Origin of the sequence: Tenacibaculum pacificus (assembly GCF_027941775.1) — a bacterium.
Lineage (GTDB): Bacteria > Bacteroidota > Bacteroidia > Flavobacteriales > Flavobacteriaceae > Polaribacter > Polaribacter pacificus_A.
This window is the reverse complement of the sequence record NZ_CP115917.1, coordinates 1235460-1261712: the sequence shown is the minus strand read 5'-3', so window position 1 is coordinate 1261712 and position 26253 is coordinate 1235460. Positions and strand designations below refer to the sequence as shown.

At 28.9% G+C, this 26253-nt stretch carries 22 protein-coding genes and 2 pseudogenes; 14 read left to right on the top strand and 10 right to left on the bottom strand.

Going from position 1 to position 26253, the window contains the following annotated elements:
- Nucleotides 1-199: 199 nt before the first annotated feature.
- A complete protein-coding gene (gene lon / locus PG913_RS05780; RefSeq protein WP_271232020.1) occupies nucleotides 200-2656 on the top strand; it encodes an endopeptidase La in 2457 nt (818 codons plus the stop codon).
- A 425-nt stretch (nucleotides 2657-3081) separates the two neighbouring features.
- On the opposite strand, the gene PG913_RS12920 is transcribed toward lon, so the two are convergent.
- From PG913_RS12920 to prmC, 10 genes are all read right to left on the bottom strand, one after another.
- Nucleotides 3082-3861 (bottom strand): RluA family pseudouridine synthase, encoded by a 780-nt coding sequence (locus PG913_RS12920; protein ID WP_333780804.1) that lies wholly within the window; start codon nucleotides 3859-3861, stop codon nucleotides 3082-3084.
- 533 nt (nucleotides 3862-4394) lie between these two features.
- Nucleotides 4395-4757 (bottom strand): hypothetical protein, encoded by a 363-nt coding sequence (locus PG913_RS12915; RefSeq protein ID WP_333780803.1) that lies wholly within the window; start codon nucleotides 4755-4757, stop codon nucleotides 4395-4397.
- A gap of 1632 nt (nucleotides 4758-6389) precedes the next feature.
- Nucleotides 6390-7916, bottom strand: a complete 1527-nt coding sequence (locus tag PG913_RS05770) for a hypothetical protein (protein WP_271232019.1) — start codon at nucleotides 7914-7916, stop codon at nucleotides 6390-6392.
- A 31-nt stretch (nucleotides 7917-7947) separates the two neighbouring features.
- On the bottom strand, nucleotides 7948-8592 hold the full coding sequence (locus PG913_RS05765; RefSeq protein ID WP_271232018.1) for a hypothetical protein: 645 nt from the start codon (nucleotides 8590-8592) through the stop codon (nucleotides 7948-7950).
- Nucleotides 8593-8651: 59 nt separating this feature from the next.
- The gene (locus PG913_RS05760) at nucleotides 8652-8879 is read right to left on the bottom strand and encodes a hypothetical protein (RefSeq protein WP_271232017.1); all 228 of its coding nucleotides are present in this window, start codon (nucleotides 8877-8879) and stop codon (nucleotides 8652-8654) included.
- Complete coding sequence (locus tag PG913_RS05755; RefSeq protein ID WP_271232016.1) at nucleotides 8848-10545, bottom strand: FdhF/YdeP family oxidoreductase; 1698 nt, start codon at nucleotides 10543-10545, stop codon at nucleotides 8848-8850. The genes PG913_RS05760 and PG913_RS05755 overlap by 32 nt, the downstream gene beginning before the upstream one ends.
- Nucleotides 10490-10951, bottom strand: a complete 462-nt coding sequence (locus tag PG913_RS05750) for a hypothetical protein (protein ID WP_271232015.1) — start codon at nucleotides 10949-10951, stop codon at nucleotides 10490-10492. Before PG913_RS05750 ends, PG913_RS05755 begins: the two co-directional genes overlap by 56 nt.
- Complete coding sequence (fdhD, locus tag PG913_RS05745; protein WP_271232014.1) at nucleotides 10944-11744, bottom strand: formate dehydrogenase accessory sulfurtransferase FdhD; 801 nt, start codon at nucleotides 11742-11744, stop codon at nucleotides 10944-10946. The genes PG913_RS05750 and fdhD overlap by 8 nt, the downstream gene beginning before the upstream one ends.
- A gap of 62 nt (nucleotides 11745-11806) precedes the next feature.
- Nucleotides 11807-12991: a class I SAM-dependent methyltransferase gene (locus tag PG913_RS05740; RefSeq protein ID WP_271232013.1), complete on the bottom strand. Its 1185-nt coding sequence runs from the start codon at nucleotides 12989-12991 to the stop codon at nucleotides 11807-11809.
- A gap of 14 nt (nucleotides 12992-13005) precedes the next feature.
- Nucleotides 13006-13908, bottom strand: coding sequence for a peptide chain release factor N(5)-glutamine methyltransferase (gene prmC / locus PG913_RS05735; RefSeq protein WP_271232012.1), 903 nt, complete (start codon nucleotides 13906-13908; stop codon nucleotides 13006-13008).
- A 180-nt stretch (nucleotides 13909-14088) separates the two neighbouring features.
- On the opposite strand from prmC, the gene PG913_RS05730 reads away from it, so the two are divergent.
- From PG913_RS05730 to PG913_RS05675, 13 genes and pseudogenes are all read left to right on the top strand, one after another.
- Nucleotides 14089-14577: an LEA type 2 family protein gene (locus PG913_RS05730; RefSeq protein WP_271232011.1), complete on the top strand. Its 489-nt coding sequence runs from the start codon at nucleotides 14089-14091 to the stop codon at nucleotides 14575-14577.
- An 11-nt stretch (nucleotides 14578-14588) separates the two neighbouring features.
- Nucleotides 14589-15652 (top strand): annotated as a pseudogene (gene ribD, locus PG913_RS05725) (bifunctional diaminohydroxyphosphoribosylaminopyrimidine deaminase/5-amino-6-(5-phosphoribosylamino)uracil reductase RibD).
- Entirely contained in the window at nucleotides 15645-16094 is a 450-nt protein-coding gene (locus PG913_RS05720; RefSeq protein WP_333780802.1) for an HAD family hydrolase, read from the top strand. Before ribD ends, PG913_RS05720 begins: the two are co-directional and overlap by 8 nt.
- Nucleotides 16060-16134 (top strand): annotated as a pseudogene (locus tag PG913_RS12910) (HAD family phosphatase); the annotation flags it as partial. The gene PG913_RS05720 and the pseudogene PG913_RS12910, both read left to right, overlap by 35 nt.
- 123 nt (nucleotides 16135-16257) lie before the next feature.
- The gene (locus PG913_RS05715) at nucleotides 16258-17124 is read left to right on the top strand and encodes an EamA family transporter (protein ID WP_271232010.1); all 867 of its coding nucleotides are present in this window, start codon (nucleotides 16258-16260) and stop codon (nucleotides 17122-17124) included.
- Nucleotides 17125-17760 (top strand): IMPACT family protein, encoded by a 636-nt coding sequence (locus PG913_RS05710; protein ID WP_271232009.1) that lies wholly within the window; start codon nucleotides 17125-17127, stop codon nucleotides 17758-17760.
- 10 nt (nucleotides 17761-17770) lie between these two features.
- Nucleotides 17771-18331: a hypothetical protein gene (locus tag PG913_RS05705; protein ID WP_271232008.1), complete on the top strand. Its 561-nt coding sequence runs from the start codon at nucleotides 17771-17773 to the stop codon at nucleotides 18329-18331.
- A 66-nt stretch (nucleotides 18332-18397) separates the two neighbouring features.
- Nucleotides 18398-19039 (top strand): sterol desaturase family protein, encoded by a 642-nt coding sequence (locus PG913_RS05700; protein ID WP_271232007.1) that lies wholly within the window; start codon nucleotides 18398-18400, stop codon nucleotides 19037-19039.
- 339 nt (nucleotides 19040-19378) lie between these two features.
- Nucleotides 19379-21154, top strand: a complete 1776-nt coding sequence (gene rpsA / locus PG913_RS05695) for a 30S ribosomal protein S1 (RefSeq protein ID WP_271232006.1) — start codon at nucleotides 19379-19381, stop codon at nucleotides 21152-21154.
- Between the two features lie 169 nt (nucleotides 21155-21323).
- Entirely contained in the window at nucleotides 21324-22715 is a 1392-nt protein-coding gene (gene glmM, locus PG913_RS05690) for a phosphoglucosamine mutase (RefSeq protein ID WP_271232005.1), read from the top strand.
- A 6-nt stretch (nucleotides 22716-22721) separates the two neighbouring features.
- Entirely contained in the window at nucleotides 22722-23594 is an 873-nt protein-coding gene (locus tag PG913_RS05685) for a hypothetical protein (RefSeq protein ID WP_271232004.1), read from the top strand.
- Nucleotides 23595-23657: 63 nt separating this feature from the next.
- Nucleotides 23658-25130: an aminotransferase class V-fold PLP-dependent enzyme gene (locus tag PG913_RS05680; RefSeq protein ID WP_271232003.1), complete on the top strand. Its 1473-nt coding sequence runs from the start codon at nucleotides 23658-23660 to the stop codon at nucleotides 25128-25130.
- 1 nt (nucleotide 25131) lies between these two features.
- A complete protein-coding gene (locus PG913_RS05675) occupies nucleotides 25132-26184 on the top strand; it encodes a M14 family zinc carboxypeptidase (RefSeq protein ID WP_271232002.1) in 1053 nt (350 codons plus the stop codon).
- Nucleotides 26185-26253 lie beyond the last annotated feature (69 nt).

The following is a 26253-nucleotide window of genomic DNA, read 5'->3' as shown; positions in this document are numbered from 1 at the left end:
CGTATTTTTATATTAGTATAATTCTGTTATGTAAAAAAAATATTTACTTGGCATAACAATTGTTTTATATAAACATCAAAATAGTACTTTAATTAAAAATATTACTAAAATACTGTTTACTAGTTAATTAAAAGTTTAAAAGTGCATTTTATAGTATTTTAAATAGTATAAAAATGTCACTATGACACCTATAAAAAATATGAGCAAATCAAAAATAATACATTTAGACAATTTGTCGCTTCAAGATGCTTTTAATGAGGATTCAGAATTAATCCCATTATTAACTCCTGAAGATGAAGAATTAATTAATAAAGAAAAAATTCCTGCTGAATTACCAATTTTACCACTAAGAAATACTGTGTTATTTCCTGGTGTTGTAATTCCTATTACCGCTGGTAGAGATAAATCTATTCAGTTAATAAAAGATGCAAATAAAGGTGATAAAATCATTGGTGTTGTTGCACAAAAAGATGTTGCTATTGAAAATCCTAGTTTAAATGATATTCATAAAACAGGTGTTGTCGCAAAAATTTTACGTGTTCTTAAAATGCCTGATGGTAACGTAACTGTTATTATTCAAGGACAAAAACGTTTTGTAATTGATGAAATTACACAAGAAAACCCTTATTTAAAAGCAACAGTTAATGAAGTTATTGAATATAAGGAAATTGAAGATGAAAAAGAATTTGAAGCAATTATAGAATCTATAAAAGAACTAGCTTTAGAGGTTATTAAAGAAAATCCAATGTTACCTTCTGAAGCTTCAATTGCTATTAAAAATATTCAATCGAATTCATTTTTGGTAAATTTTATTTCATCTAATATGGAATTAAGTGTCGCCAAAAAACAAGTATTACTTGAAGAAGATAATTTAAGAGAACGTGCTCTTTTAACATTAGGTAACTTAGATAATGAACTTCAGAAATTACAATTACGTAATGATATTCAATCTAAAACTCGTTCTGATTTAGATAAACAACAACGTGAATATTATTTACATCAGCAATTAAAAACCATTCAAGATGAATTAGGTGGTGTTTCTCATGATCAGGAATTAGATGAAATGAGGATAAAATCTAAAACAAAAAAATGGAATAAAAAAGTTAGTGAAACATTTGAAAAGGAATTAAATCGTTTAAAACGAATGAACCCTCAAATGGCAGAATATGGTGTACAACGTAATTATTTAGAGTTAATGTTAGAATTACCTTGGAATATTTATTCTAAAGATAAATTTAATTTAAAGAGAGCTCAAAAAATATTAGATAGAGATCATTTTGGTTTAGAAAAAGTAAAAGAACGTATTATAGAACATTTAGCCGTTTTAAAATTACGTGGAGATATGAAATCGCCAATTATTTGTTTATACGGACCTCCAGGTGTTGGTAAAACTTCGTTAGGGAAATCAGTTGCTGAAGCATTAGGACGCAAATATGTTCGTATGTCATTAGGTGGTTTACGTGATGAAGCTGAAATTCGCGGACATCGTAAAACTTATATTGGTGCTATGCCTGGTCGTTTAATTCAGAATATTAAAAAATCGGGAACTTCAAACCCTGTTTTTGTTTTAGATGAAATTGACAAGTTAAGTCAGAGCAATCAAGGAGATCCTTCTTCAGCAATGTTAGAGGTTTTAGACCCTGAGCAAAATACAGAGTTTTATGATAATTATTTAGAAGTTCCTTATGATCTTTCTAAAGTTTTATTTATTGCGACCGCAAATAATTTAGGTCAAATTCCTTGGGCATTACGTGATCGTATGGAGCTTATTAATGTTACAGGATATACTATTGAAGAAAAAATTGAAATAGCTAAAAAATATTTATTACCAAAGCAATTAAAAGAACACGGATTATCTACGAAGCATTTAACTGTTAGTAAAAAACAAATAGAAAAAATTGTAGCAGGATATACACGTGAATCAGGTGTACGTGGTTTAGATAAAAAAATTGCTAAGGTTGTTCGTTTTGCAGCGAAATCAATAGCGATGGAAGAGGAGTATAATATTGATGTAACCAATGAAGATATTGAAAATATTTTAGGTTCACCTCGTTTAGAACGTGATAAATATGAAAATAATGATGTTGCTGGTGTTGTAACAGGTTTAGCTTGGACAAGTGTTGGTGGAGATATTTTATTTATCGAATCTATTATTTCAAAAGGAAAAGGTGCACTTTCTATTACTGGTAATTTAGGTAAAGTAATGAAAGAATCTTCTACAATAGCAATGAAATACATTAAGGCAAATGCAGAAGAATTTGGTATTAATCCTGAAGTTTTAGAAAAAAATGATGTACATATTCATGTACCAGAAGGAGCAACTCCTAAAGACGGACCAAGTGCTGGTATTACTATGTTAACTTCATTGGTTTCTGTATTTACACAACGTAAAGTTAAAAATAGATTAGCAATGACTGGTGAAATTACGCTTCGAGGAAAAGTATTACCAGTAGGTGGAATTAAAGAAAAAATATTAGCAGCTAAACGTGCTAATATTAAAGAACTTATTTTATGTGCTGATAATAAAAAGGATATTGAAGAAATTAAGAAAAGTTATTTAAAAGGTTTAACTTTTCATTATGTAACTGAAATGCATGAAGTAATTGATATTGCACTTACAAAGCAAAAAGTAAAAAATGCTAAGAAATTAGAATAAATACTTCTTTTTTAAAAAACCTCTCAAATATTTGAGAGGTTTTTTTTGATTTTTAACGGTTAATATTAGTGGTAAAATAAATATTAAAAAAAATTAGCATATTCAAAAAATACTTTTAAATCAATAAATAAGAGTTTTTAATACTCCAGTTCATTTTTACTTTATTTAAAGTATAGTAAGCTTATTCTTTAAATTTCATTTTGCATATTTTTTAAAACACAGTATTACAGAATGTTATTGATAATTAAATTTTAATAAATATTTATTATTGTAATAAATTATTTAAGATTAAAACAATAAAAAGTGTATAATTATTAGTTTATTAAAAATATGCGTTATTTAGGACTTTAATATATTTAATATATCATTGTATTAAATTTTTATAATTATCGAAAAAAAACACATCTATTTAATCTTTTTTTTGTCTAAAATTCAGATTTTTTATTAAAATACATTTTTTTCTTAGTTATTGGATGTAAAAAGACTAAAGTATCTGAATGTAAATGTAATCTTTTTGATTTTTTCCCATATAAATCATCTCCAACAATAGGAGTATTTAAACCTAAACTATGAGAGGCATGCACTCTTAATTGATGTGTTCTTCCTGAAATAGGGTAGAAGTAAATTTTTGTTTTCCCTTCTTTTCGTTCTATAACTTCCCAGTTTGTTTTTGTGGGTTTTCCGTACTCATAACATACTAATTGTCTGGGTCTATCATCTAAATCTACACGAAGAGGAAGCGTAATTGTGCCTTTATTTTTAGTAACAATTCCATCTAATAAAGCTGTATATCTTTTTTCAATTGTTCTATTAATAAACTGACTTTGTAAAAATTTATGAGACTCTTTATTTTTAGCTAAAACTAATAAACCTGAAGTAGCCATATCTAAACGGTGTACAATAATAGGTCCTGAAATATTTTTTATTTGTTGTTTTATTCGAGTATATACAGAATCTTTAATATGAATTCCTGGTACTGACAAAAAATCTTCAGGTTTATATACTACTATAAGCTCATTATCTTCAAAAATAATTTCAATTTCTTTACCAATAGCAGGATTTTTTAACAAAGGATTTGTGTCCATTTCAATTCCAGATAACATATGTGTTAAAATAGGCTTACATTTTCCTTGACAAGCAGGGTAGAATTGCTGATGTTTTCTGATTTCTTTATTTGGTGATTTTCCCCACCAAAATTCTGCCATTGAAATTGGTTTTAAATCATGTAAAAAAGCATACTGTAGTAGTTTAGGCCCCGCACACTCTCCAGAACCAGCCGGTAAATTGTGAAGAGAAACTCCTGAGAACAATTCAGTTAAGTTTTTTGTTTCTTTTTTTGAATTTAAAAACTGATACTGTTTCGCAATATACATTTGTAATTCAATGGATTTAGCTTTGCGTTTATCTATTAGACTATTTATTTTATGTGTAAAAAGTAAAAGTTTCTCTTTTGTAGGTTTTAAAGTATGTTCCCAGTAACGCTTTACGTTATTAAAAAAATGTTTAGACTCTATACTTTCTTTACTTAATTTACTTTTTAAAACAATAAATTCTTCAGGGGATAGTTTGTTTATCGCTTTATCTCTTTTTAAACTTCGATTTTTCTTAGCAATTTGTAGTGCTTCTTTTTTTTCTTGAATATCAGATATAGCTCTTTTACTTTCTAATTCATTTTCAATAACTAATTTTTTGTATTCAATATTTGCAACTAAAGATTCTAATTCGTAATTTATTTCTATTAATGTTTTTTTTCTTTTAAGTAATAAGAATCTTCTGAAAGCATATCATAAACAGGGGGAATAAATTTTACATGTGTATTTGTCTCAGCCAATTTCCCTGAAACAGCTGTAATATATCCAATTTCATTTTCTTTGTTTTTTACAACTAAAACTCCAAACATTTTACCAATAGGAATCCCTTTTTTAGATGAATTTAACCCGAAGTTATGCTCAAAATCAGTTTGATTTTTTAAATAATTAATTATTTCTTTTGTAGCTAATTTACATAAAGGGTGTGGTTCATAATAAAATGGGAAAGTAAATTTCTTAGGAAGTTGTATTTCATTTATAGGACTAGAAAAATATTGAAAATGTGTGTTCAAAATAGAGTGACTGTTTTAAGCAAATATACTTTTTTTGAACTTATTTTATTTACTACTTTATTAATCTCATTCATCTACTATAAAATTATATTTTCATTATAAAATAAGGTAGGGTAGAGATGTACTCTTTTTTTTAAATAAGAGAGGAGTATTCAAAACACTAGATTATTAAGAACTCTTTAAATTGTCTAAAATAAATAGACCTTCTTTATGAATGGAAGTACTTATTTTATCTAAATTAAATGAACAAACCAAGATAAGATAAGTGTAAGTAAAAGAGCAGAGGAGTTTGTATTTTTAAGTTTAAAAACAAAAATAACATAATCGCTGACTTACTAACCTTTACAAATGTAAACCTGAAACACATTGTTAGTTAACACGTGACACACCTTGTATTTGTTTACTATTGTCATCAACGCATCGAGTTATCTAAATCGCGACAAGTTACATATGTGTAAAAAAATAAGTCTGAAATTTTATTACTCTTATTGTTTTTTCAAACCCTGACCTACCCTAAGGCTAGAAACTGCAAACTGTTCGAGTTAAAGAAAGAGAGTAGTGTGCTTTATTTCATCTTATTTATTAGCTGTAGCCGGTTTATTAGGGTTTATGTATTTGTGAATGATTAAATAAAAGTTTACTAACACTCAGAAATCGCTTAGTTGACAAATGTAACACTACTTAAGTTTTTATTTTTAAGTAATTTATTTTCAAAAAAATGGCGGTCACACAGAGTTAAAGATTGATTACTTTTGTAAAAAGAATTGATCCCGGTCAAGTAAGATACTGATTTAAAAAAAATTACTTTTGCGTTTAAATTCTAATTCAACAGTCAACAGAGTTTTTATTTTCTTCATCTATATTTCATAAATTCTTTCCCAAGAAGTAAAAAAGGAATCATTAGGTATTGATAAATAAGAAACGGTTGTCCTGTATTTATCGGTGCTAATATAAAATGAGTTATTTCTATAAAGACATTTTTATGTTCATATATATAGAAACCGTTTTCTATTTTTTTAGCTAACATATATGAATACAGATTTATTTTGATAGTAGAAAATACTAAACCAGTATTATTTAAATTTTCTTTTGTTCTGATTTCAAAAACCAATTCTCTTTTAATTTCTTATCTTTTGAACTACTAATATCAACGTTGAAATGGGGGAGTCTTACGTTAAAAAAACATAAGCGTAAGAATTAATAAAGGGAATCCTATAGGGATGAAAAAAAGAAATTTAATCCAATTATTACTAATTCCTTTATAGAAAAAAGTATTTATAATTATCAAAAAAACTGCAATTAAAAAAATAATTCCTAATCCATAAAAGAAAGTTAAACCTTTAGTCATTACATTTCCAGCAGCTTCGTTACCCGAAAAAGGCATATGTTTACATATTTTTTTAAAGCTATTAAAACTACAATTGAATAGAATATTACCGAGATAATTATAATCATATTACTATTTATCAACATGTATCTAACTAAATTTATCTAAAAAAAACGGCTTTATTTTTACTTGTTATTTTTATCTGCTAAAAAATAACAAGTAAAAATAAAGCCGTTTTTTGATGTGATGATGTGATTTTTTCAAATATAATCAATCAAACAAAAGTAATTTAAAATACTTATTATTTATTTAATACTTAAAAATGAAAAATGATAATTAATACCTAAGTTAAAGTAAGCATTACTTAGGTTACCTCCACGTGCTTTTACATAACCTAAACCGCTACGGATATCTAATTTATCTGTCAGTTTATAATTAATTCCAATACTCGGTTTTACGATTAAACCTTGCCCTGTACTAATTCCACCACCACCAGCAGCACCTCCTAAAAGCTGTACAAATACCGATGTTGTATCATTAAAAAAAGTATTTGATTGCACTCCTAAACCAACAATACCTTCTGCATAAGCACCCGCCGCACCAAAATTTGCAAACGAAGTTTGACCTGCTCCGTAAACATATTTATTCAAGAAGAAGTTAATTTGCAACGATATTTGATGCATGTTTTGAGTGAAACCACCTTTATCATCTCTTGCGGCATTCACATATAAATCTTGTTTTATGATTGCTTCTAAACCTTTAAATTTAGCTTTTGAAAATGTTTTTTTCTCTTGAATAGAAGGGGTAATTCCGTCTTTATCGATGTAATATTTCAATCCAAAACCTAAGGTAGAAGAGCTAAAATGAGCATCAGGAGTCATTAAAAATCCTTTATTAATTGACACATATATGTTATCAAATAATTTTTGTTCAATAGAAACATCAGGATAAATTAAGAAACCTCCTTTAGTATCGACATCGCCACCTCCACCAGCTCCAACACCGAATTTAGCTAAGATATTTGTACGGTTTTTATTCATTAAAGCATGGTATCCTGCACCTAAAAAAACATCCATATACCCTGCTTTTATTCCATGATATGCACCATCAGCTTTTATAAAATAGAAGATTTTTTTATTTAAATAAGAGTTAAATTCAAAACCAGCTAAACGTATTGTTTTATCTTTATAACTACCTTTAGTAACATCTAAATTATTTAAATGAACTAGTAAAGAAACTCTATTACTAGTGTTATTCCAAAGAGTATTTTTTAAATCATCTAGTATAAAAGAACTTTCACGTTCTTTAAAATCTACTGTTTCAAAAGACAAAGGTATTTGAATAGCAACGTTAAATTGATTGCTTTTAATTGCTCCTTTATCAAAGAAATCAATATAACTATACCCAGCAGTTGTTGAAAAATACTTGAAATTATAACCTAAATTTAGATGAGGCAAAATAAAAGCACCACCGCCATCAGGAGCAGAAGCACCGCCACCACCGCCAAAATGAAAACCAGCATCAATAAATAGGTTTTCGGTGATTTTTTGTTGTACACCAGCATTAACTCCCAAAGTAAAAAAACCACCACGAATTCCGCTTACAGCGCCATAAATACCAGCACCTGCATAACTCCAATCATTTAGTTTTAAGTTATAATGAACACCAGTAAAACCCATGTTTTTTTCATTATCAGGCATTTTTATTGATAAGAAATCAACTTGTCCAAATCCTATTTGAGTTTCTTTTTTAGGTGTTTTTTGTCCGTAAAAAAAATGAACACTTATAGTAAATGCTACTATAAGTGTTCGTTTAATAAATTTAAATAACATTTTATTAATTGTTATGTTGTTAAAAAGTGTTTTAATCGTGTATTTTTTGACGTTTTCCATCAATATAAGAAGCAACAAAAGCATCTTCAATTCCAAGTGTAATTAGTTCTTGTCTTAACTCTTTTGCTTCTTCTAGAGTAGTGAATAAGCCTAATGAATATTTAAAATATCCGTCTTTAGAAGTAATTATCGATGGTATTGTTTTAGATGATAATAAAGGGAATTTTTTATCATAAAGAACCCCTATCTGAACAGAGTACATTGTTTCACCTGTTGTATTGTTCTTTACTTCATCAATAGTATCTTCTAGGTTTTCAGAGTCAATTCCTGAATTTGAATTTGTTGAACTAGAATTTTCCAAAGCTCTTAAAGCTCTTATATTAGCTCTTTTAACACTATCTAAAACTCTACTATTTTCTTTGTTTTTTATAACTGCAATATCATCTTCACTAAAAGAAGTAGCTCCTCCTGTATTAGTATAAAAATAATAACAAGCTCCTAATGAAAGACCTAGTAATAAACCTAATAAAATTGTCGTAATTTTAGATTTCTTCTGAGAAGATGTTAATATTTTTTGCGTTTCACTTAATTCATTTTCAGCTTCTTCTCTTTTTAACTTGTTGTTATCTAAGTCTTCTTGCATTAAAACAAGCTTTTCTTCTTCTATAAAAGGCATAATATAAATTTATTTTAAATGTTAATTTAAATTTTGTCTAAAGTACAAATCTTTTTTTACTATTGTTTAATTACAGTAATAATCACCGTTTTAGAAGCGGGTGTATGACTAATTCTAGCCTTGCTTTTTATCGGAACTAATACGTTTGTTTCAGGAAAATAAGTAGCTGTACATTGCTTAGGAATGCTATAAGGAATGACTAAAAATCCAAAAGCATTTCTTTTTTCTCCTTGAAAATGACTTGTTAAATTCACTTTATCTAATTTTGATAATCCTTGTTTTTTCAATGTCTTCAGGATTCATAAAAATAACTCTTCGCTCATTTAAAACACCTCTATAACGATCATCTAAACCATAAATAGTCGTATTATATTGATCATGAGTTCTAATTGTCATCATCATAAATTGATTATTATCTAAAATAATATCAGAAGGTAAATTCTTTGAAAAGTTTGCTTTTCCTGTTAAAGTAGGAGTGTAGTCATTATTTCTAGCATTATTTGGAAGATAAAAACCACCTTTTATTCTGACTTTTTCGTTGTAATTTTCAAACCCAGGAATAGTCGCTTCAATCTTATTTCTAATGAAATCATAGTTAGTAATAAATAACGACCAATCTATTTTGGTATTTTTTAAAGTTGCTTTGGCAATACCTGCTACAATTGCGGGTTCGCTTAATAAATGTTTAGAACTAGGTTTTAAATGTCCATTCGATTGATGAACAACTCCCATCGAATTTTCTACAGTAATAAATTGCGCACCAGATTCTTGAATATCTTTTTCTGAGCGTCCTAAACAAGGAAGAATCAACGCTTTTTTTCCATGGATTAAATGACTTCTATTTAATTTTGTAGAAATTTGCACTGTTAAATCACAATTTCTTAATGCTTCTGCGGTGTATTCAGTATCTGGAGTTGCAGAGATAAAATTACCGCCCATACCTACAAAAACGGATGCTTTTTTCTGATACATAGCCTCAATAGCTGAGATAACATCGTAACCATTTTTACGTGGTGCTTTAAATTTAAACTCTTTTTCTAAACCATCTAAAAATGAAGGTTTTGGTTTTTCCCAAATCCCCATCGTACGATCTCCTTGTACATTAGAATGTCCACGAACAGGGCAAGTTCCTGCGCCTTTTTTACCGATACTCCCTTTTAATAACAGTAAATTTACAACTTCACGAATATTATCTACACCATTTTTATGTTGAGTTAATCCCATTGCCCAACAAATAATTATCTTATCATTATTGATGATTATTTCAGTAGCTTCTTTAATTATTTCTAAAGATAAACCTGTTTGAGGAAGTAGCTCTTCAATTGTATAAGCTTCTAAATCAGTTAAAAAATCATCTAAACCGTGTGTTTTTTCTTTTATAAATTGATGATTAAAAACTCCGCCTTTTTCTTCTTCTTGAGTTTTCATTAATTTCAAGATGATTTTAAGCAAAGCAACATCTCCATTAATTTTTACTTGAAGAAATAGGTCTGTTAATTTATCACCAGAACCAAACCATTTTAAAGGATTCTGAGGATCAACATAATTCATCAATCCAACTTCTGGTAACGGATTTATTGTGATTATTTTACCACCATTTTGCTTTGTATTCTGTAAAGCACTAAGCATTCTAGGATGATTTGTCCCAGGGTTCTGTCCTATAACTATCACTAAGTCAGAATGACTAAAGTCATCCAGCGTGACTGATCCTTTACCGATACCAAGAGTTTCTGAAAGTCCACTTCCGCTACTTTCACGACACATATTTGAGCAATCAGGCAGATTATTTGTTCCGAATTTACGTACAAATAATTGATATAAAAAAGCAGCTTCATTACTTGTTCTGCCAGAAGTATAGAATATTGCTTCGTTAGGGTTTTTTAATTTATTTAGCTCGTTACCAGTAATATAAAATGCTTCTTTCCATTGAAATTTCTTCGTAATTAGTAGCACCTTCTCGTAAAATCATGGGATGTGTAATACGTCCACTTTTTCCGATTTCATAATCTGACCATTCAGATAATTCTTGAACCGTATGTGTTGCAAAAAATAGTGGAGATACTCGATTTGTTGTAGCTTCTTCTGCAATTGCTTTTGCGCCATTTTCGCAATATTCTGCTAAAAAAGCTCTTTTTTGATCAGGATCTGGCCATACACAACCAGGGCAATCGAAACCATCTAATTGATTAATGTTTTTAAGCAACTGAATTCCTTTTACAACTCCAGTTTCAGTAAATACATGATTTAAAGCTGATTGTATCGCCTTTGTTCCAACTGATTTTTTAGGAACTTCAATAAGTTTTATTCCTGTTAAGTTTTCAGGAGGTTGTGCCTGTATGTTTTGTTTTTTATCACTCATAATCTATGTATTGAGGATTTGTATAAACTGTCATTTTATTGTTTCTACTAAAGCCAATTAAACAAATCCCGAACTCTTTTGCAAAATCAACAGCTAAAGAAGAACAGGCAGAAACAGCAATAATAATAGGGATTTTAGCAAAAAAAGCTTTAGAAACAATTTCGTAGGAAACACGTCCGCTAACAAGCATATAACTTACTTCTTTTAATTGTTTTTTATTGATTAAATCTCCAATGCATTTATCAACAGCATTATGACGGCCAATATCTTCTTTAATCGTTAATATTTCTTTTTTATTATTAAATAAAGCACAAGCATGACTTCCTCCAGTTTTTTTAAATAGATGTTGTAAATCACTCATTTTTAAAAACATATCAAATGTTACATTAATTGATTTATCATATTTATTTATAAGTGGTTTATCAGTTGTTTTTAAATCTTTTAGCTCTTTTTTTCCGCAAATACCACAAGAAGAAACTGATAAAAGTGTACGTTTATTTAAATAACCTTTTCTTAATTTATCGATAGGTATTATAACATTTAAAATAGCTGAAGCATCTGTGTTTATTTCAATAACGATAATCTCTAATTTATCGCTACTTTTATAAATGTCTTCAGCATACAAAAGACCTCTGATTAATTCATTATCATCACCAGGAGTTCTCATTACAACAGTATAAGATTCACTATTTATATTAATTTGAAGTGGTGCTTCAACAACAAGATTATCATCTATTTTTAAAGATGTATTTTCTGATAATTTTATAGATTCGTAAATATTTGATTGTTTCATATGGTAACAAATATATTTAAAAATAGGTGAGTTTATAAATTTAAATCATGCTTAAAATTAAACTATTCTAGTATTTTAGAACACTGAATTACGATGAGTTCATTATCACTATTTGTTGTGAAAAACAAGTAAGTATCTCCGCCATCTTTTAGCTTTGTTTCAGTTCTAATTTGAGCAACACTTTTTGGGAAATTCCGTGTCGTAATATTAGCTTTTAACATCGTTAAAACTTTCTTTATTTTTTTCTTATTATAGGGGTAAACCTCTATTATTTTAAAAGTTCTTCCAGGGAAATCACTTATGATTTTTTCTGAACTATATAAGTGAGAATGTTTATGTAATTTATGAACATCATAGGAATTTGAAACCTCATTAAAGCCACCTGATTTTAAAATTGAAGCATTCGGCTCATACAAGAAATTAATAGGAGGTAAGCACTCTTTTTTGATTTTATTATTCAAGTAAAAATTAAAACTTTGTTTATTATATTTCAGTAAGTTAACTGTTTTTATCTCAATAATTTGATTAGATTCTTTTTTCAATAAAAAAAGCAACTCTTTTACTTCATTATTTACAGCAATAACATGAATTTCTTTTACAAATTTCAACTCATTTAAGGTTGCTGTAATATCCAACATTGGTGAGTTTTTAATTAAGATTGTATCTGATTTCTCAAACAAAAAATCAAGATTTTCAGGTACATTTGGTAAGCAATCTTTCAATAAAAAAACCTTTCCTTTTATTTCATCCCTACGAGATGGGTCAACATAAATGCAATCAAATTTTTGAGTTGATTTTTTTAAATAATCCAGTCCGTTTACAGCAATTGTTTTGATATTATTTACCTCTAATTGCTTATAATTATGAGAAACTATTTCAGAAATATTTTCATTGATTTCAGCATGAATTACTTGTTCAAATTTTTTCGAAAAATAAAAAGTATCAATACCAAATCCGCCAGTAATATCTATTAATGATTTTCCTGAAACCAAACCTGATTTATAAATCGCTGTTGCTTCAGAAGAAGTTTGTTCAATACTAATTTTATCAGGATAATAAATATTTTTTTTAGCAAACCAAGTCGGTAATTTTGTTTTTGATTTTTGCTTACTAATAATCTGATTCGATAATTCTTGTATTGAAATTGTATCAAAAGGACTTCCTTTTAAAATCAATTTTGTGATATCAGAATTTAAGTTTTTATCAATAAATTCTTGTGGCTCTTTATGTAAAATAGTTGTATTCAAATTTCAATAATTATTTAGATGTAATAGCTGGCTTTTATCATTCTATCATTTCCAGAAAAATCTTTTTTTAGCTCAATATTTTTAAAACCTTTATCGATAAGCATTTTTACAGTTTCTTTTCCTAAATATTGATTTATCTCAAAAAACAGTAAACCATTTTCTGTTAAATGCTTTTTAGCTAAATCGGCAATTTTATCGTAAAAAATTAATGGATTATTATCATCAACAAACAACGCCAAATGTGGCTCATTTTCTAATACATTATTTTTGATTTCAATTTTTTCCAATTCTCTAACGTATGGAGGATTAGAAACGATAACATCAAAATTTATATTAGAAGTGGAAGAGTTGATGAAATTTAAATCATCAGCTTTTAAAATATCTTGTTCTATAAACTGAACATCAACATTATTCAATTTTGCATTTTCTGATGCAATTTTTAAAGCTTCTTTAGAAATATCAATTGCTGAAACATCAGAATTAGATAAGTTCTTTTTTAAACTAATCGGAATACAACCTGTTCCTGTACCAATTTCTAAAATAGTGAGGGGTTTTAAAACCTCATCACGTTGTAAGTTTTTAATATCAGAAAATTCAGAAAGTATCCATTCAACTAATTCTTCAGTTTCTGGACGAGGAATTAAAGTATTTTTATTTACTAAAAAAGGATATCCATAAAACTCGGTGTTTCCCAAAATATACTGAATTGGTTCTTCATTTTTCAATCGCTGAATTACATTGTTAAATAGTAGTTGTTTTTCTTCAGGAATTTCAAAATCAGATTTCATAATAACATCAATTCTTTGAAAACCTAAATAATCTTCAATTAGATAAAAGAAAAAAGTATCTATTTCTGTCTGAGGATAAGTATATTTTAAATCATCAGAAAAAATAGTTTTAAAATGTTGTAAATTCATAAAGATTTATAAAGTGTTTATAATTCTTCTTAAAAAGTTTCTTATTTTATCAGAACCTCATCAAAAGAAGAATATGCAAATTTAAAAGTGTGAAGCTTAAATAAATTCAGCTTGACGGATTTAATAAATTAAAGTAACTTATTTTTGTGCCGCAAATTACCTAAAAAAATAAGAACCTATATGAAGAAATTACTGTTTTTTATCGTTTCGCTAAGATTACTGTTTTTTATCGTTTCGCTAAGTATTGTAAGTTGTTCTGTAAAAAAGAAACCAATATTTTTAAAAGTAGATGATATTAAAGTGATATCTGTAGCATCAGATACCATTCGATTAAAAGCGAGTGCCTTTTTTAAGAACCCAAATGATATTGGCGGAAAACTAGCAACAGACGAAATTAAAGTTATTGTAAACGGAACTCAATTAGCACAAGTTTCATCCGAAGAATTTAAAGTTCCTGCACGTGATGAATTTTCAATTCCTTTGAATGTAGCAATTCCTGCTAAAAAAGTATTCGGAAATAACAAAAACGGAATTTTAGGCGGATTATTAAATTCGTTATTAAACAAAAGTGTAAAAGTTCAGTTTAAAGGAGATTTACGTTACAAGGTTTTAGGTTTTTCACATGTATATACTATTGATAAAACAGAAGACATTAAAATAAAATTCTAAATACTAATTTCTTGAATCACGAAAAATATATAAAACGCTGTTTACAGCTCGCTAAAAACGGAATCGGAACAGCAAGACCTAATCCATCAGTAGGAGCTGTTATCGTTTATAAAAACACAATTATAGGAGAAGGCTACACAAGTAAGTATGGTGAAAGTCATGCTGAGGTAAATGCGATTAATTCTGTAAAAGATAAAACTCTTTTAAAAGATACAACTATTTATGTTACACTAGAACCTTGCTCACATTTTGGTAAAACTCCGCCTTGTGCCGATTTAATCGTAAAACATAAAATACCAAATGTTGTTATCGGTTGTGTTGATACAAATAGTTTAGTTGCAGGAAAAGGAATCGAACGTTTACAAAATGCAGGAATAAATGTAACCGTTGGCGTTTTAGAAGATGAATGTAAAAAACATCATAAACGATTTTTTACTGTTCAGAATAAAAAGCGTCCGTACATTATTTTAAAATGGGCAGAAACTACGGATGGTTTTGTAGCTCCGCTACAAAAAAAAGAAATTCACAAAAACCTGTTTGGATTTCGAATCCATATTCGCAACAACTGGTTCATAAATGGCGAAGCGAAGAACACGCTATTTTAATCGGAACAAATACAGCTATTTCAGATAATCCATCTTTAACGGTTCGCAGTTGGGCTGGAAATAATCCTGTGAGAATTGTTTTAGATAAAAATAATAGAATCCCTTTAAACGTAACTGTTTTTGATAAAAAAGTAAAAACATTAGTTTTAACAGAACAAGCTGATATTTTATCCGAAGAAAAAAAAGATAATAATATTCTATATCAACAAATCAATTTTTCATCCCGCGTAGCGGAACAAATTTGTGAAGTCTTACAAAAACATAAAATACAATCTGTAATTATTGAAGGCGGAACAAAAACACTTCAAACTTTTATTGATGAAAATTTATGGGATGAGGTTCGTGTTTTTGTTGGTGAATCAATATTTGAAAATGGAGTAGTAGCGCCTAATTTAAAAGGAAGCTTACATAAATTAAAGAAAAAAGAAAACATCGAAGGAGATGTTTTAAAAACATATATAAATGATTAAAAATATAATTTTCGATTTTGGTGATATTTTCATCAATTTAGATAAAGAAGCCACTTACAAAGAAATGGCTAAGTTAGGCGTAACAAAAATTTCTGAAGATATGGTTACAACATATCATCAATATGAAAAAGGTTTAATTTCTACGGATGAATTTGTTGCTTTTTATCAAAATAAATTTCCGCAATTAAATCGTGCCGATTTAATAAATGCTTGGAATGCCATTTTATTAGATTTCCCTAAAAAGAGATTAGCGTTTTTAAAAGAATTATCGGCATCAAAAAAATACCGTTTGTTTTTATTAAGTAATACGAACGATTTACATATTTCATGGATTCAAAATAATTGGGGAGCAGAATTATACGAAGAGTTTAAAAACTGCTTTGAACAATTTTATTTATCACATGTAAATAAATTTCAGAAAACCAGATGCAAATATTTATGAATTTGTTTTAAACGAAAACAATTTAACAGCTTCTGAAACAATGTTTGTTGATGATTTAAAAGAAAACACCGATGCTGCGAAAAAAATAGATATCCAAGTTTGGAATTTAATTCCTGGAGAAGAAGATGTAGTTTCGTTATTAGATAGAAAAGAGTTTTAAAAAGTGATATACCTCATCATAAGTATTTTAATATCAAGTTTACTGTTTGTAATATTCAAATTGTTCGCTGTTTTTAAAATAAACACCTTACAGGCAATTGTTGTTAATTATATTATTGCTTTGTTATTCGGTCTTTATACTTCGGAAGCAACACTAAGAATTACTGAAATACCTCAACAATCGTGGTTTGTAGGAGCTTTTATTTTAGGTATATTATTTATTTTGATATTTAATGTAATGGCTATTACAGCTCAAAAAAATGGATTATCAGTAGCTTCAGTTGCAGGTAAAATGTCTGTAGTAATTCCTATTGTTTTAGGTGTTTTTTTATATAATGAAAGTATCGGATTTATAAAAATAGCAGGAGTTGTTTTAGCACTTGTAGCTGTGTATTTAGCATCTGCAAAAAAAAGCGATACAACATCGGTAAGTTTAAAAAACCTGCAATATCCGATATTATTGTTTTTAGGTTCTGGTTGTATTGATGCTGGATTAAAATATATGGAAGTTACTTATGTTTCTGAAATTAATACACCGATTTTTATAGCAACTATTTTTGGAATCGCTTTTATCTTTGGATGTTTTTTTATGATAACACAATTATATAAAGGAACACTTAAACTTAAATGGAAAAATATAATAGGAGGAATCGCTTTAGGAATTCCTAATTATTACTCTATAGAGTTTTTATTAAAAGCCCTAAAAACAGAAGGCTTAGAAAGTTCTACATTATTTACCATTAACAATGTATCAGTAGTCATTTTAACAACCGTTTTTGCATTGGTATTCTTTAAAGAAAAGCTAATTAAAAAGAATTGGATAGGAATAGGATTAGCAGTAATTAGTATTTTATTAGTAGCTACAGCATAAATGAGTGATATAAACGAAATAAAAGATACCTACAAAACAATTGATGTTTCATCAGAAGAAACATTGTTTAAAGATAGAAATAGTAAATTCTTCGGATATGCTTTTCCTGTTTCATCAGAAGATGAGGTTAAAGAAGCAATAGAAGGATTACGAAAAAAACATCATACAGCACGTCATTTTTGTTACGCTTGGCAATTTGGAATTGAAGCAGAAAAAATGCGTTTTAGAGCAAACGATGACGGAGAACCAAGTAATTCGGCAGGAATGCCTATTTATGGGCAGATTCAAGCTTTTGATGTAACAAACATATTAATTGTGTCTGTTCGTTATTTTGGCGGAACAAAACTAGGCGTAGGCGGATTAATAAACGCATACAGAACCTCAGCAAAAATTGCTTTAGAAGCTTCTGATATCAAAGAAAAAACAATCGATATTGAATATCAATTAAACTTTGGTTACGATATGATGAATAAAGTTCAACGTGTTGTTAAAGAACGAAATTTAAATATCACAGCTCAAAAACTAGAAATGGATTGTCAATATACGATATCGGTTCGTAAAAAAGATGCACAAACAGTTTTTGATATCTTTGATAATCTGTTTAAAGTGAATATTAAAATTATTGGAGAAGAGTAAAATTAATAATATGATAAAAATAAAAACATCTTTAAGCTCTTTAGCCTTAATATTGATATTAACGAGTTGTGGCGCTAATAAACCTAAAATTCATCATCTAACTGAAGGAGAAATAAAAACATACAGAAACGCTCAAAATTACACGGTAAAACTTCCCGAAACTTGGAAAGCAGTTGCCGATCATGATTTTGTAACATATACACCTAAAAATTTAGGCGCTATCTTTTATAAAAATACCGTTCAAATATTTAACATTACACCAAAAAAAACAGGAGCAGTAATAGAAAGTGAAAAAATAACACTTCAAAAAGTTACAGAAGATTATATTAATCATCATTTTACACAAAAAGAAGTCTCGCTTCAAGAAGTAACTAAACATCAAACTAAGTTCGGAACAACCTACGCACAGCACTATAAACACGATTGGAATTCGGTAAATTACGACACAATAAGATTCTTTTTTGAAGTAAAAGGGAATTATTACACGTTTACTTATTCTTCCGAAGAAAAATATCAAAAAAAATACCAAGCAGATGCCGATTTAATTTTCAAATCATTAGCGTTTAAATAATAAATATAAACAAACGATGGTACAATACAATATATACGTACCATTGAATACCAAACAATACCATCATTGAAAAACCCTATTATATTTTTCTCATTATTGATATCAGCAAATATAATAGGGTATGTCTTTAATATTATAATTAGTAAAGTTTGGGATAAGCGACATAAACATCATACAAGCACTTTTAAAAAAGAAGTGCTTTATTCTTTACTAATATTGTTGATAAACATTCTTATTGCAATTCCTGGTTATATATTATGGCAAATAGATATCATAAATTTTTCTTCGGATAATTTTATAATTTCGTTTGTAGCACTTTTTATATTGATGGATTTTTTAATGTATGTTTTACATTGGTGTTCTCATAATATAAGCTACTTAAATACGATTCACGCAAAACATCACGAACATACTATTGAATTCAATGCTGTTAGTTTATATTATATGTCGCTTTGGGAAGCTGTCTTGTTTGGCTTATTGTTAACTACGGTATCAATCGTGTTTTCATTGAACTTATATAGTTTTATCGTGTTTCTTGTTTTTAACTGGCTTTACGGAGTCATTACACATTTAAACGTGCAAACAGAAAAAGACATTTTGATATTCACAACAAACAGTTTTCATCAGAAACATCATCAATTGAACTATCGTAATTATGGGTTTTATACTGTTTTTTGGGATAAAATATTTAAAACGATAAAAAAATAGGAGTGTGCATCCTTTTTTATCCTTTTAAAATCAATAAAAACAAGAACTTATATTCTTTAATTTTACGAAATCCGTAACAACGCTCGGAGAGGTGTTTTAAATAATGTAAATAATAAGGCTAAAAAATAAGAATATCATAATAAAACAACGAAGCAAGTATTTAACTTACTTAAAACCAAAGGTGTTTATAGGTTTTTAAAATTAAACATCGTAAATTTGCACGCCTTTTTACGAGAACAGATTTAACAAAGGCAGCAAACAAATTTATATTTTAATTCTCTTTTATATTGATATCGCTAAGAATCTGATCAGTAGAAAGATACAAAAACTAGTTCAGACATGTCTGAAGAAAAAAACACAGCTGCTGAAGCAGTAACAGTAAACCCAGCAGAATTTTTAGCAACATTTAACTGGCATAAATACGAAGAAGGTATTGATGAAGTTGATGAATCTAAATTACAAGAATTCGAAAAAGCGTTAGAAGGAACAGTAGGTTTCGTAAACGAACGTGATGTTATCGAAGGAACAGTTACAAGAATTACTGATAGAGATGCAATTATCGATATCAACTCTAAGTCAGAGGGAGTAATTTCTTTAAACGAATTCCGTTACAATCCAGGTTTAAAACTTGGAGATAGTGTTGAGGTATTAGTTGATAAAAGGGAAGATGCTTCTGGTCAATTAGTATTATCTCACAAAAAAGCACGTGTTATTAAAGCATGGGAACGTGTTAATAATGCACATGAAACTGGTGAAATCGTTAACGGTTTTGTTAAGTGTAGAACTCGTGGAGGTATGATCGTTGATGTATTTGGTATTGAAGCTTTCTTACCAGGATCTCAAATTGATGTGAAGCCTATCCGTGATTACGATCAGTATGTAGAGAAAACTATGGAATTCAAAGTTGTGAAAATCAACCACGAATTTAAAAACGTAGTAGTATCGCATAAAGCGTTAATTGAAGCTGATTTAGAAGATCAGAAGAAAGAAATCATTGGTCAATTAGAAAAAGGACAAGTATTAGAAGGTGTTGTTAAAAACATTACTTCTTATGGTGTCTTTGTTGATTTAGGTGGTGTTGACGGTTTAGTTCATATTACTGATTTATCTTGGTCTCGTATTAACCACCCGAATGAGGTTGTTGAATTAGATCAGAAATTAAATGTTGTAATTTTAGACTTTGACGATAACAAATCTAGAATTCAATTAGGTTTAAAACAATTATCTGCTCATCCTTGGGAAGCTTTAAATACTGATTTAAAAGTTGGTGATAAAGTTAAAGGAAAAGTTGTTGTTTTAGCTGATTATGGTGCTTTTGTAGAGGTTGAAGAAGGTGTTGAAGGTTTAATTCACGTTTCTGAAATGTCTTGGTCTACTCACTTACGTTCTGCGCAAGATTTCGTAAAAGTTGGTGATGAGGTTGAAGCTCAAATTTTAACTTTAGACCGTGAAGACCGTAAAATGTCTCTTGGTATGAAGCAATTACACCCAGATCCTTGGACTGATATTACTACTAAGTACCCTGTAAACTCTAAGCATACTGGTACTGTACGTAACTATACTAACTTTGGTGTGTTTGTTGAATTAGAAGAAGGAATTGACGGATTAGTTTATATCTCTGATTTATCTTGGACTAAGAAAATTAAGCATCCTTCTGATTTTGTTACTGTTGGTGATAAATTAGAAGTTCAAGTTTTAGAATTAGACGTTGAGAACCGTAAGTTAAATTTAGGTCATAAGCAAACTCAAGATAATCCTTGGGATGCTCATGAAGCTACGTATTCTATAGGTTCTACTCACGAAGGTTCTATCAAGGAAAAGAATGATAAAGGTGCAACTGTAACTTTTGCAGATGGTATCGAAGCATTCGCTCCAACTCGTTTCTTAGAGAAAGAAGACGGTTCTAAATTAGAAAAAGGTGATGCTGTAAAGTTCATCGTTACTGAATTTAGTAAAGAATACAGAAGAATTGTTGTTTCTCATACTTCTCTTTTTAAAGAAGAAGAAAAGAAAAACATCAAGGCTGCTGCTAAAAAAGCTGCTGACGTAGAAAAAACTACTTTAGGGGATATTGGTGGATTAGCTGAATTAAAAAGAAAAATGGAAGGGAAATAATATTTCTTTATCATAAACTCTTAAAACCCGTTACGAAAGTAGCGGGTTTTTTTATGCCTTATTTCTAGATTTCATAGTTAATACTACTGTTAAAGCCATTCTGATTTCTTATTATTTTCTTTATTACCATTATATTTGTAGTGAAAATCAAAAAAGTAATTAAAAAACTATGACACTTATAAAATCGATATCAGGAATTAGAGGAACAATAGGAGGAAAGCCTAGCGAAAACCTTACGCCATTAGATGCTGTTAAATTTGCAGCAGCTTACGGAGCTTTTATCATCAAAAGAAACCCGACAGCTAAAAAAATTAAAGTTGTTATTGGTAGGGATGCTCGTATCTCTGGTAAAATGATTAGCAACCTAGTAGCAAACACTTTAGTTGGATTAGGGATTAATGTTGTTGATTTAGGTTTATCTACAACACCAACTGTTGAAGTTGCTGTTCCATTAGAAAAAGCTCAAGGAGGAATTATTTTAACAGCTTCTCATAATCCAAAGCAATGGAATGCTTTAAAGTTATTAAATGAAAAAGGAGAGTTTTTAAACGGTGCAGATGGAGAAGAAATTTTAACTTTAGCAGATAATGAAGATTTTACTTTTGCTGAGGTTGATGAATTAGGAAGCTACAGAAAGAATAAGCGTTATTTAAAGAAACATATCAAGGAAGTTTTAAACTTAGATTTAGTAGATGTAAAAGCTATTAAAAAAGCAAAGTTTAAAGTTGTTGTTGATGGGGTTAATTCTACTGGAGGAATTTTTATCCCTGCTTTATTAAAGGAATTAGGCGTTAAATGTATCGAATTATATTGTGAGCCAAATGGTGATTTTCCTCATAATCCTGAGCCTTTAAAAGAGAATTTAACTGATATATCTAAATTAGTAGTTAAAAAGAAAGCCGATTTAGGAATTGTTGTTGATCCTGATGTTGATCGTTTAGCTTTAATATCAGAAGATGGTTCTATGTTTGGGGAAGAATACACTTTAGTTGCTTGTGCGGATTACGTATTAGGTAAATTAGGCGGAGGAAATACCGTTTCTAATTTATCATCATCAAGAGCTTTACGTTATGTTACTGAAAAACATGGTGGAACTTATACAGCTTCAGCAGTAGGTGAAGTAAATGTAGTTCAAATGATGAAAGACACCGATACTGTAATTGGTGGAGAAGGAAATGGTGGAATTATTTATCCTGCATCTCATTACGGACGTGATTCTTTAGTTGGTGTTGCGTTGTTTTTATCGCATTTAGCGAAAAAGAAAATATCTTGTAAAGAATTAAGAGATTCGTATCCAAGTTATTTTATGAGTAAAAACAAAATTCAATTAACTCCGAAAATTGATGTTGATGAGATTTTATCAAAAATGACTTTAAAATATCAAAGTGAAGATGTTAACACAATTGATGGTGTAAAAATTGATTTTGAAAACGAATGGGTTCATTTACGTAAATCGAATACTGAACCAATTATCAGAATTTATACAGAAAGTACTAGTCAAAAAAAGGCTGAAAGACTTGCTGAAAGATTCATAACAGAAATAGAACAAATAATAAAATAACAAGTTTTGAAATTAAGAACAATTAGTTTGAGTTTACTGATGATAGCTTTAACGGCATCATCAGTAATAGGACAACAGAAAGAAGATGGTAATAAGGGTGAGAATTTCATCATCAAAAAAAAGAAAGTAACTAATAAAGGAAAATTTTTCGCATATTGGGGATGGAACTGGTCTAGTTATAGCGATTCTGATATTCGATTTAAAGGAGATAATTATGATTTCACTTTATCTGATGTAAAAGCACAGGACAGACAAACTAAATTTTCTTTTAATAAGTATTTTAATCCAGCTAACGTTACCATTCCGCAAACAAACTATAGAATAGGATACTTCTTTAAAGAGAACTATACCGTTTCTATTGGTGTTGACCATATGAAATATGTTATGATTGCTGATCAAGATGTTAAAATAAATGGTGATATAAACGTTGGGAATGCAAAATATGACGGAAGATATAATAACGATAACATCACTTTAACGGATGATTTTTTAACTTTTGAACATACTGATGGTTTAAATTATGTAAACGTTGAGGTTAAACGTTTCGATGATGTTAGTCACTGGTTTGGTTTAGATTTAGAAAACTTACAAATCAATTTAACTGAAGGTATCGGTGTTGGTATTTTATATCCAAAAACAAATTCTAAATTATTAGGAAACGATAGAAACGATGAATTTCATTTATCTGGATATGGAGCTTCTATAGGAGCTGGTGTAAATATCACTTTTTTAAAGCACTTTTTTGTACAAGCTGATTTAAAAGGAGGACATATATATATGTCTGATATTAGAACAACAAATAATTCTTCGGATAGTGCTTCACAAAGTTTTTTCTTCCTTGAAAACACTCTTTTAATAGGGGGTAAGTTCAATCTTTAAAAAGAAGTAAAAAGGTTAAAAACAAAAGAACCGAATTAATTAAACAATAAAATATCGAATTTTATGAATAATAATTTAGAAGAGCATTTCCAAAAATTTAGAAAACAAATTGTAGGTGTCAATCAAGTATATGAATCACCATATGGTGAACAAAAAATGATGTACACAGATTGGACCGCAAGCGGAAGATTATATATGCCGATAGAAGAAAAATTGTTACATAAATTCGGTCCTTTTGTTGCTAATACACATACAGAAACCTCAACAGCAGGTGCTGCTATGACTTTAGCATACAATGAAGCAAGAAGTATTATTAAAACTCATGTAAACGCTTCTAAAGACGATGTGTTAATTACAGAAGGTTCTGGAATGACAGGGGTTGTTAATAAATTACAACGAATTTTAGGTTTAAAGGTTTCTGAAAACTTAAAAGAATATACCAATATTCCTGATGAAAAAAGACCGATTGTTTTTGTGAGTCACATGGAGCATCATTCAAATCATACTTCATGGATAGAAACTATTGCTGAGGTAGTTGTAGTTCCTTGTAATGAAGAAGGATTGATTTGTTTAGATACTTTTGAAGACACTATTAAACAATATGTAGATAGACCTATAAAAATAGCGTCTATTATTGCAGGTTCAAATGTAACGGGTATCAAAACCAAATATCATAAAGTAGCTTCTTTGATTCATAAATATGGTGGTTTATGTTTTGTTGATTTCGCTTGCTCTGCACCTTATGTCGATATAGATATGCATCCGAAGAAAGAAGATGAATATTTAGATGCTATTTTCTTTTCTCCTCATAAATTTTTAGGAGGACCTGGTAGTTCTGGCGTATTGATTTTCAATAAGAAATTATATAAAAACATGATTCCTGATAACCCAGGCGGAGGTACGGTTAGTTATACAAATCCTTGGGGTGGTCATGATTATTTTGATGATGTTGAAACTCGTGAAGATGGCGGAACACCAGCTTTCTTACAAACGATAAAAATTGCATTGGCTATTCAGGTGAAAAATCAAATGGGTACTGATAATATTAAAAAACGTGAAGATGAGGTAAATCTCGTTATGTTTAAGTGTTTAGAAAACTTAGAAGGCGTAAAAATATTAGCACCAAATCATAAAGAGCGCTTAAGTATTTTCTCTTTTTATTATGAAAAATATCATTTTAACTTAGTTGTAAAGCTACTAAACGATCGATTTGGTATTCAAACAAGAGGAGGTTGTTCTTGTGCGGGTACGTATGGACATTTTTTATTAAATGTAAATCAAAATACATCAAACAAAATTAAGGATCAAATACTAGAAGGATGTAATACTGATAAACCAGGTTGGGTGCGTTTATCAATACATCCGACTATTACAGATGATGAGGTACAATTTATTTGTAATTCATTAATCACATTGACTGAGAATATTGAAGAATGGTCAAAAGACTATCAATACCACATAATTAAAAACGATTATACACACATATCTGCCCAACCTATTGAAAAATTATTAATAGCAGATTGGTTTACCTTATAATATGAATTTACTAAATACCGATTTTTTAGAAGAAAATTATTTAACAATAAAAGAAACAAAAATATCAGGAAGATATGTCACTTTTAAAGATATTGAGCCACTTTATAATGATTTAGATATAAATATTAAATCAAAAATAATAGGTCAATCTGAAGAAGGTAGAGATATTTATCAATTAAAACTAGGCTCAGGAAAAACAAAAATACTTGTTTGGAGTCAGATGCACGGAAATGAAAGTACAGGGACAAAAGCTGTATTTGATTTTTTAAATTTCATAAAGTTATATGCGAATACGGATGTTGTAAAATCAATTTTAACTAATTGTGATATTACAATTGTTCCAATGCTAAATCCTGATGGGGCAGAAGTATACACTCGTGTAAATGCTAATCAAGTTGATTTAAATAGAGATGCTGTTGATTTAAAAGCTAAAGAAAGTAAGTTGTTGCGTGAAATTTTAGATACTGTAAATCCTCAGTTTTGTTTTAATCTTCATGATCAAAGAACTATTTTTGGAGTTGAAGGAACTAAAAACCCTGCAACCATATCGTTTTTAGCGCCATCAGAAGAAGTTACTCGTAAAATGACAAAGGGTCGTAAAGAAACAATGAATGTAATTGTTTCAATGAACAATTTATTACAAAAATTAATACCAAATCACATTGGTCGTTACACAGATGAGTTTTATCCGACTGCAACAGGCGATAATTTTCAGAAGCTAGGACACAATACAGTACTTATTGAAGCTGGTCATTTTCCTGATGATTACGAACGTGAAACTGTACGTAAATATAATTTTTACGCTTTTTTACAAGGAATTTACCATATTTCTAAAGAAAAAAACTTTACAGAGCACTTAGATTACTTTGCTATCCCTAACAATATCAAGAATTTCTATGATGTTATTTATAGATCAAAAAATAATGAAAAAGATGTAGCCTTTCAGTATGTTGAGAAAATAGAAAACAGTAAATTTGCACTAACTTTAGTTGAAGAGAAAATAGGGGATTTGTCATTATTCTTAGGTCATAAAGAATTTAATAAAAAAGAGTAACTCTTAAATTATTTATCAATAAAAGTCTTTTAAATAAAAAAAAACTGTATTTTAAGTGATAATATCAGA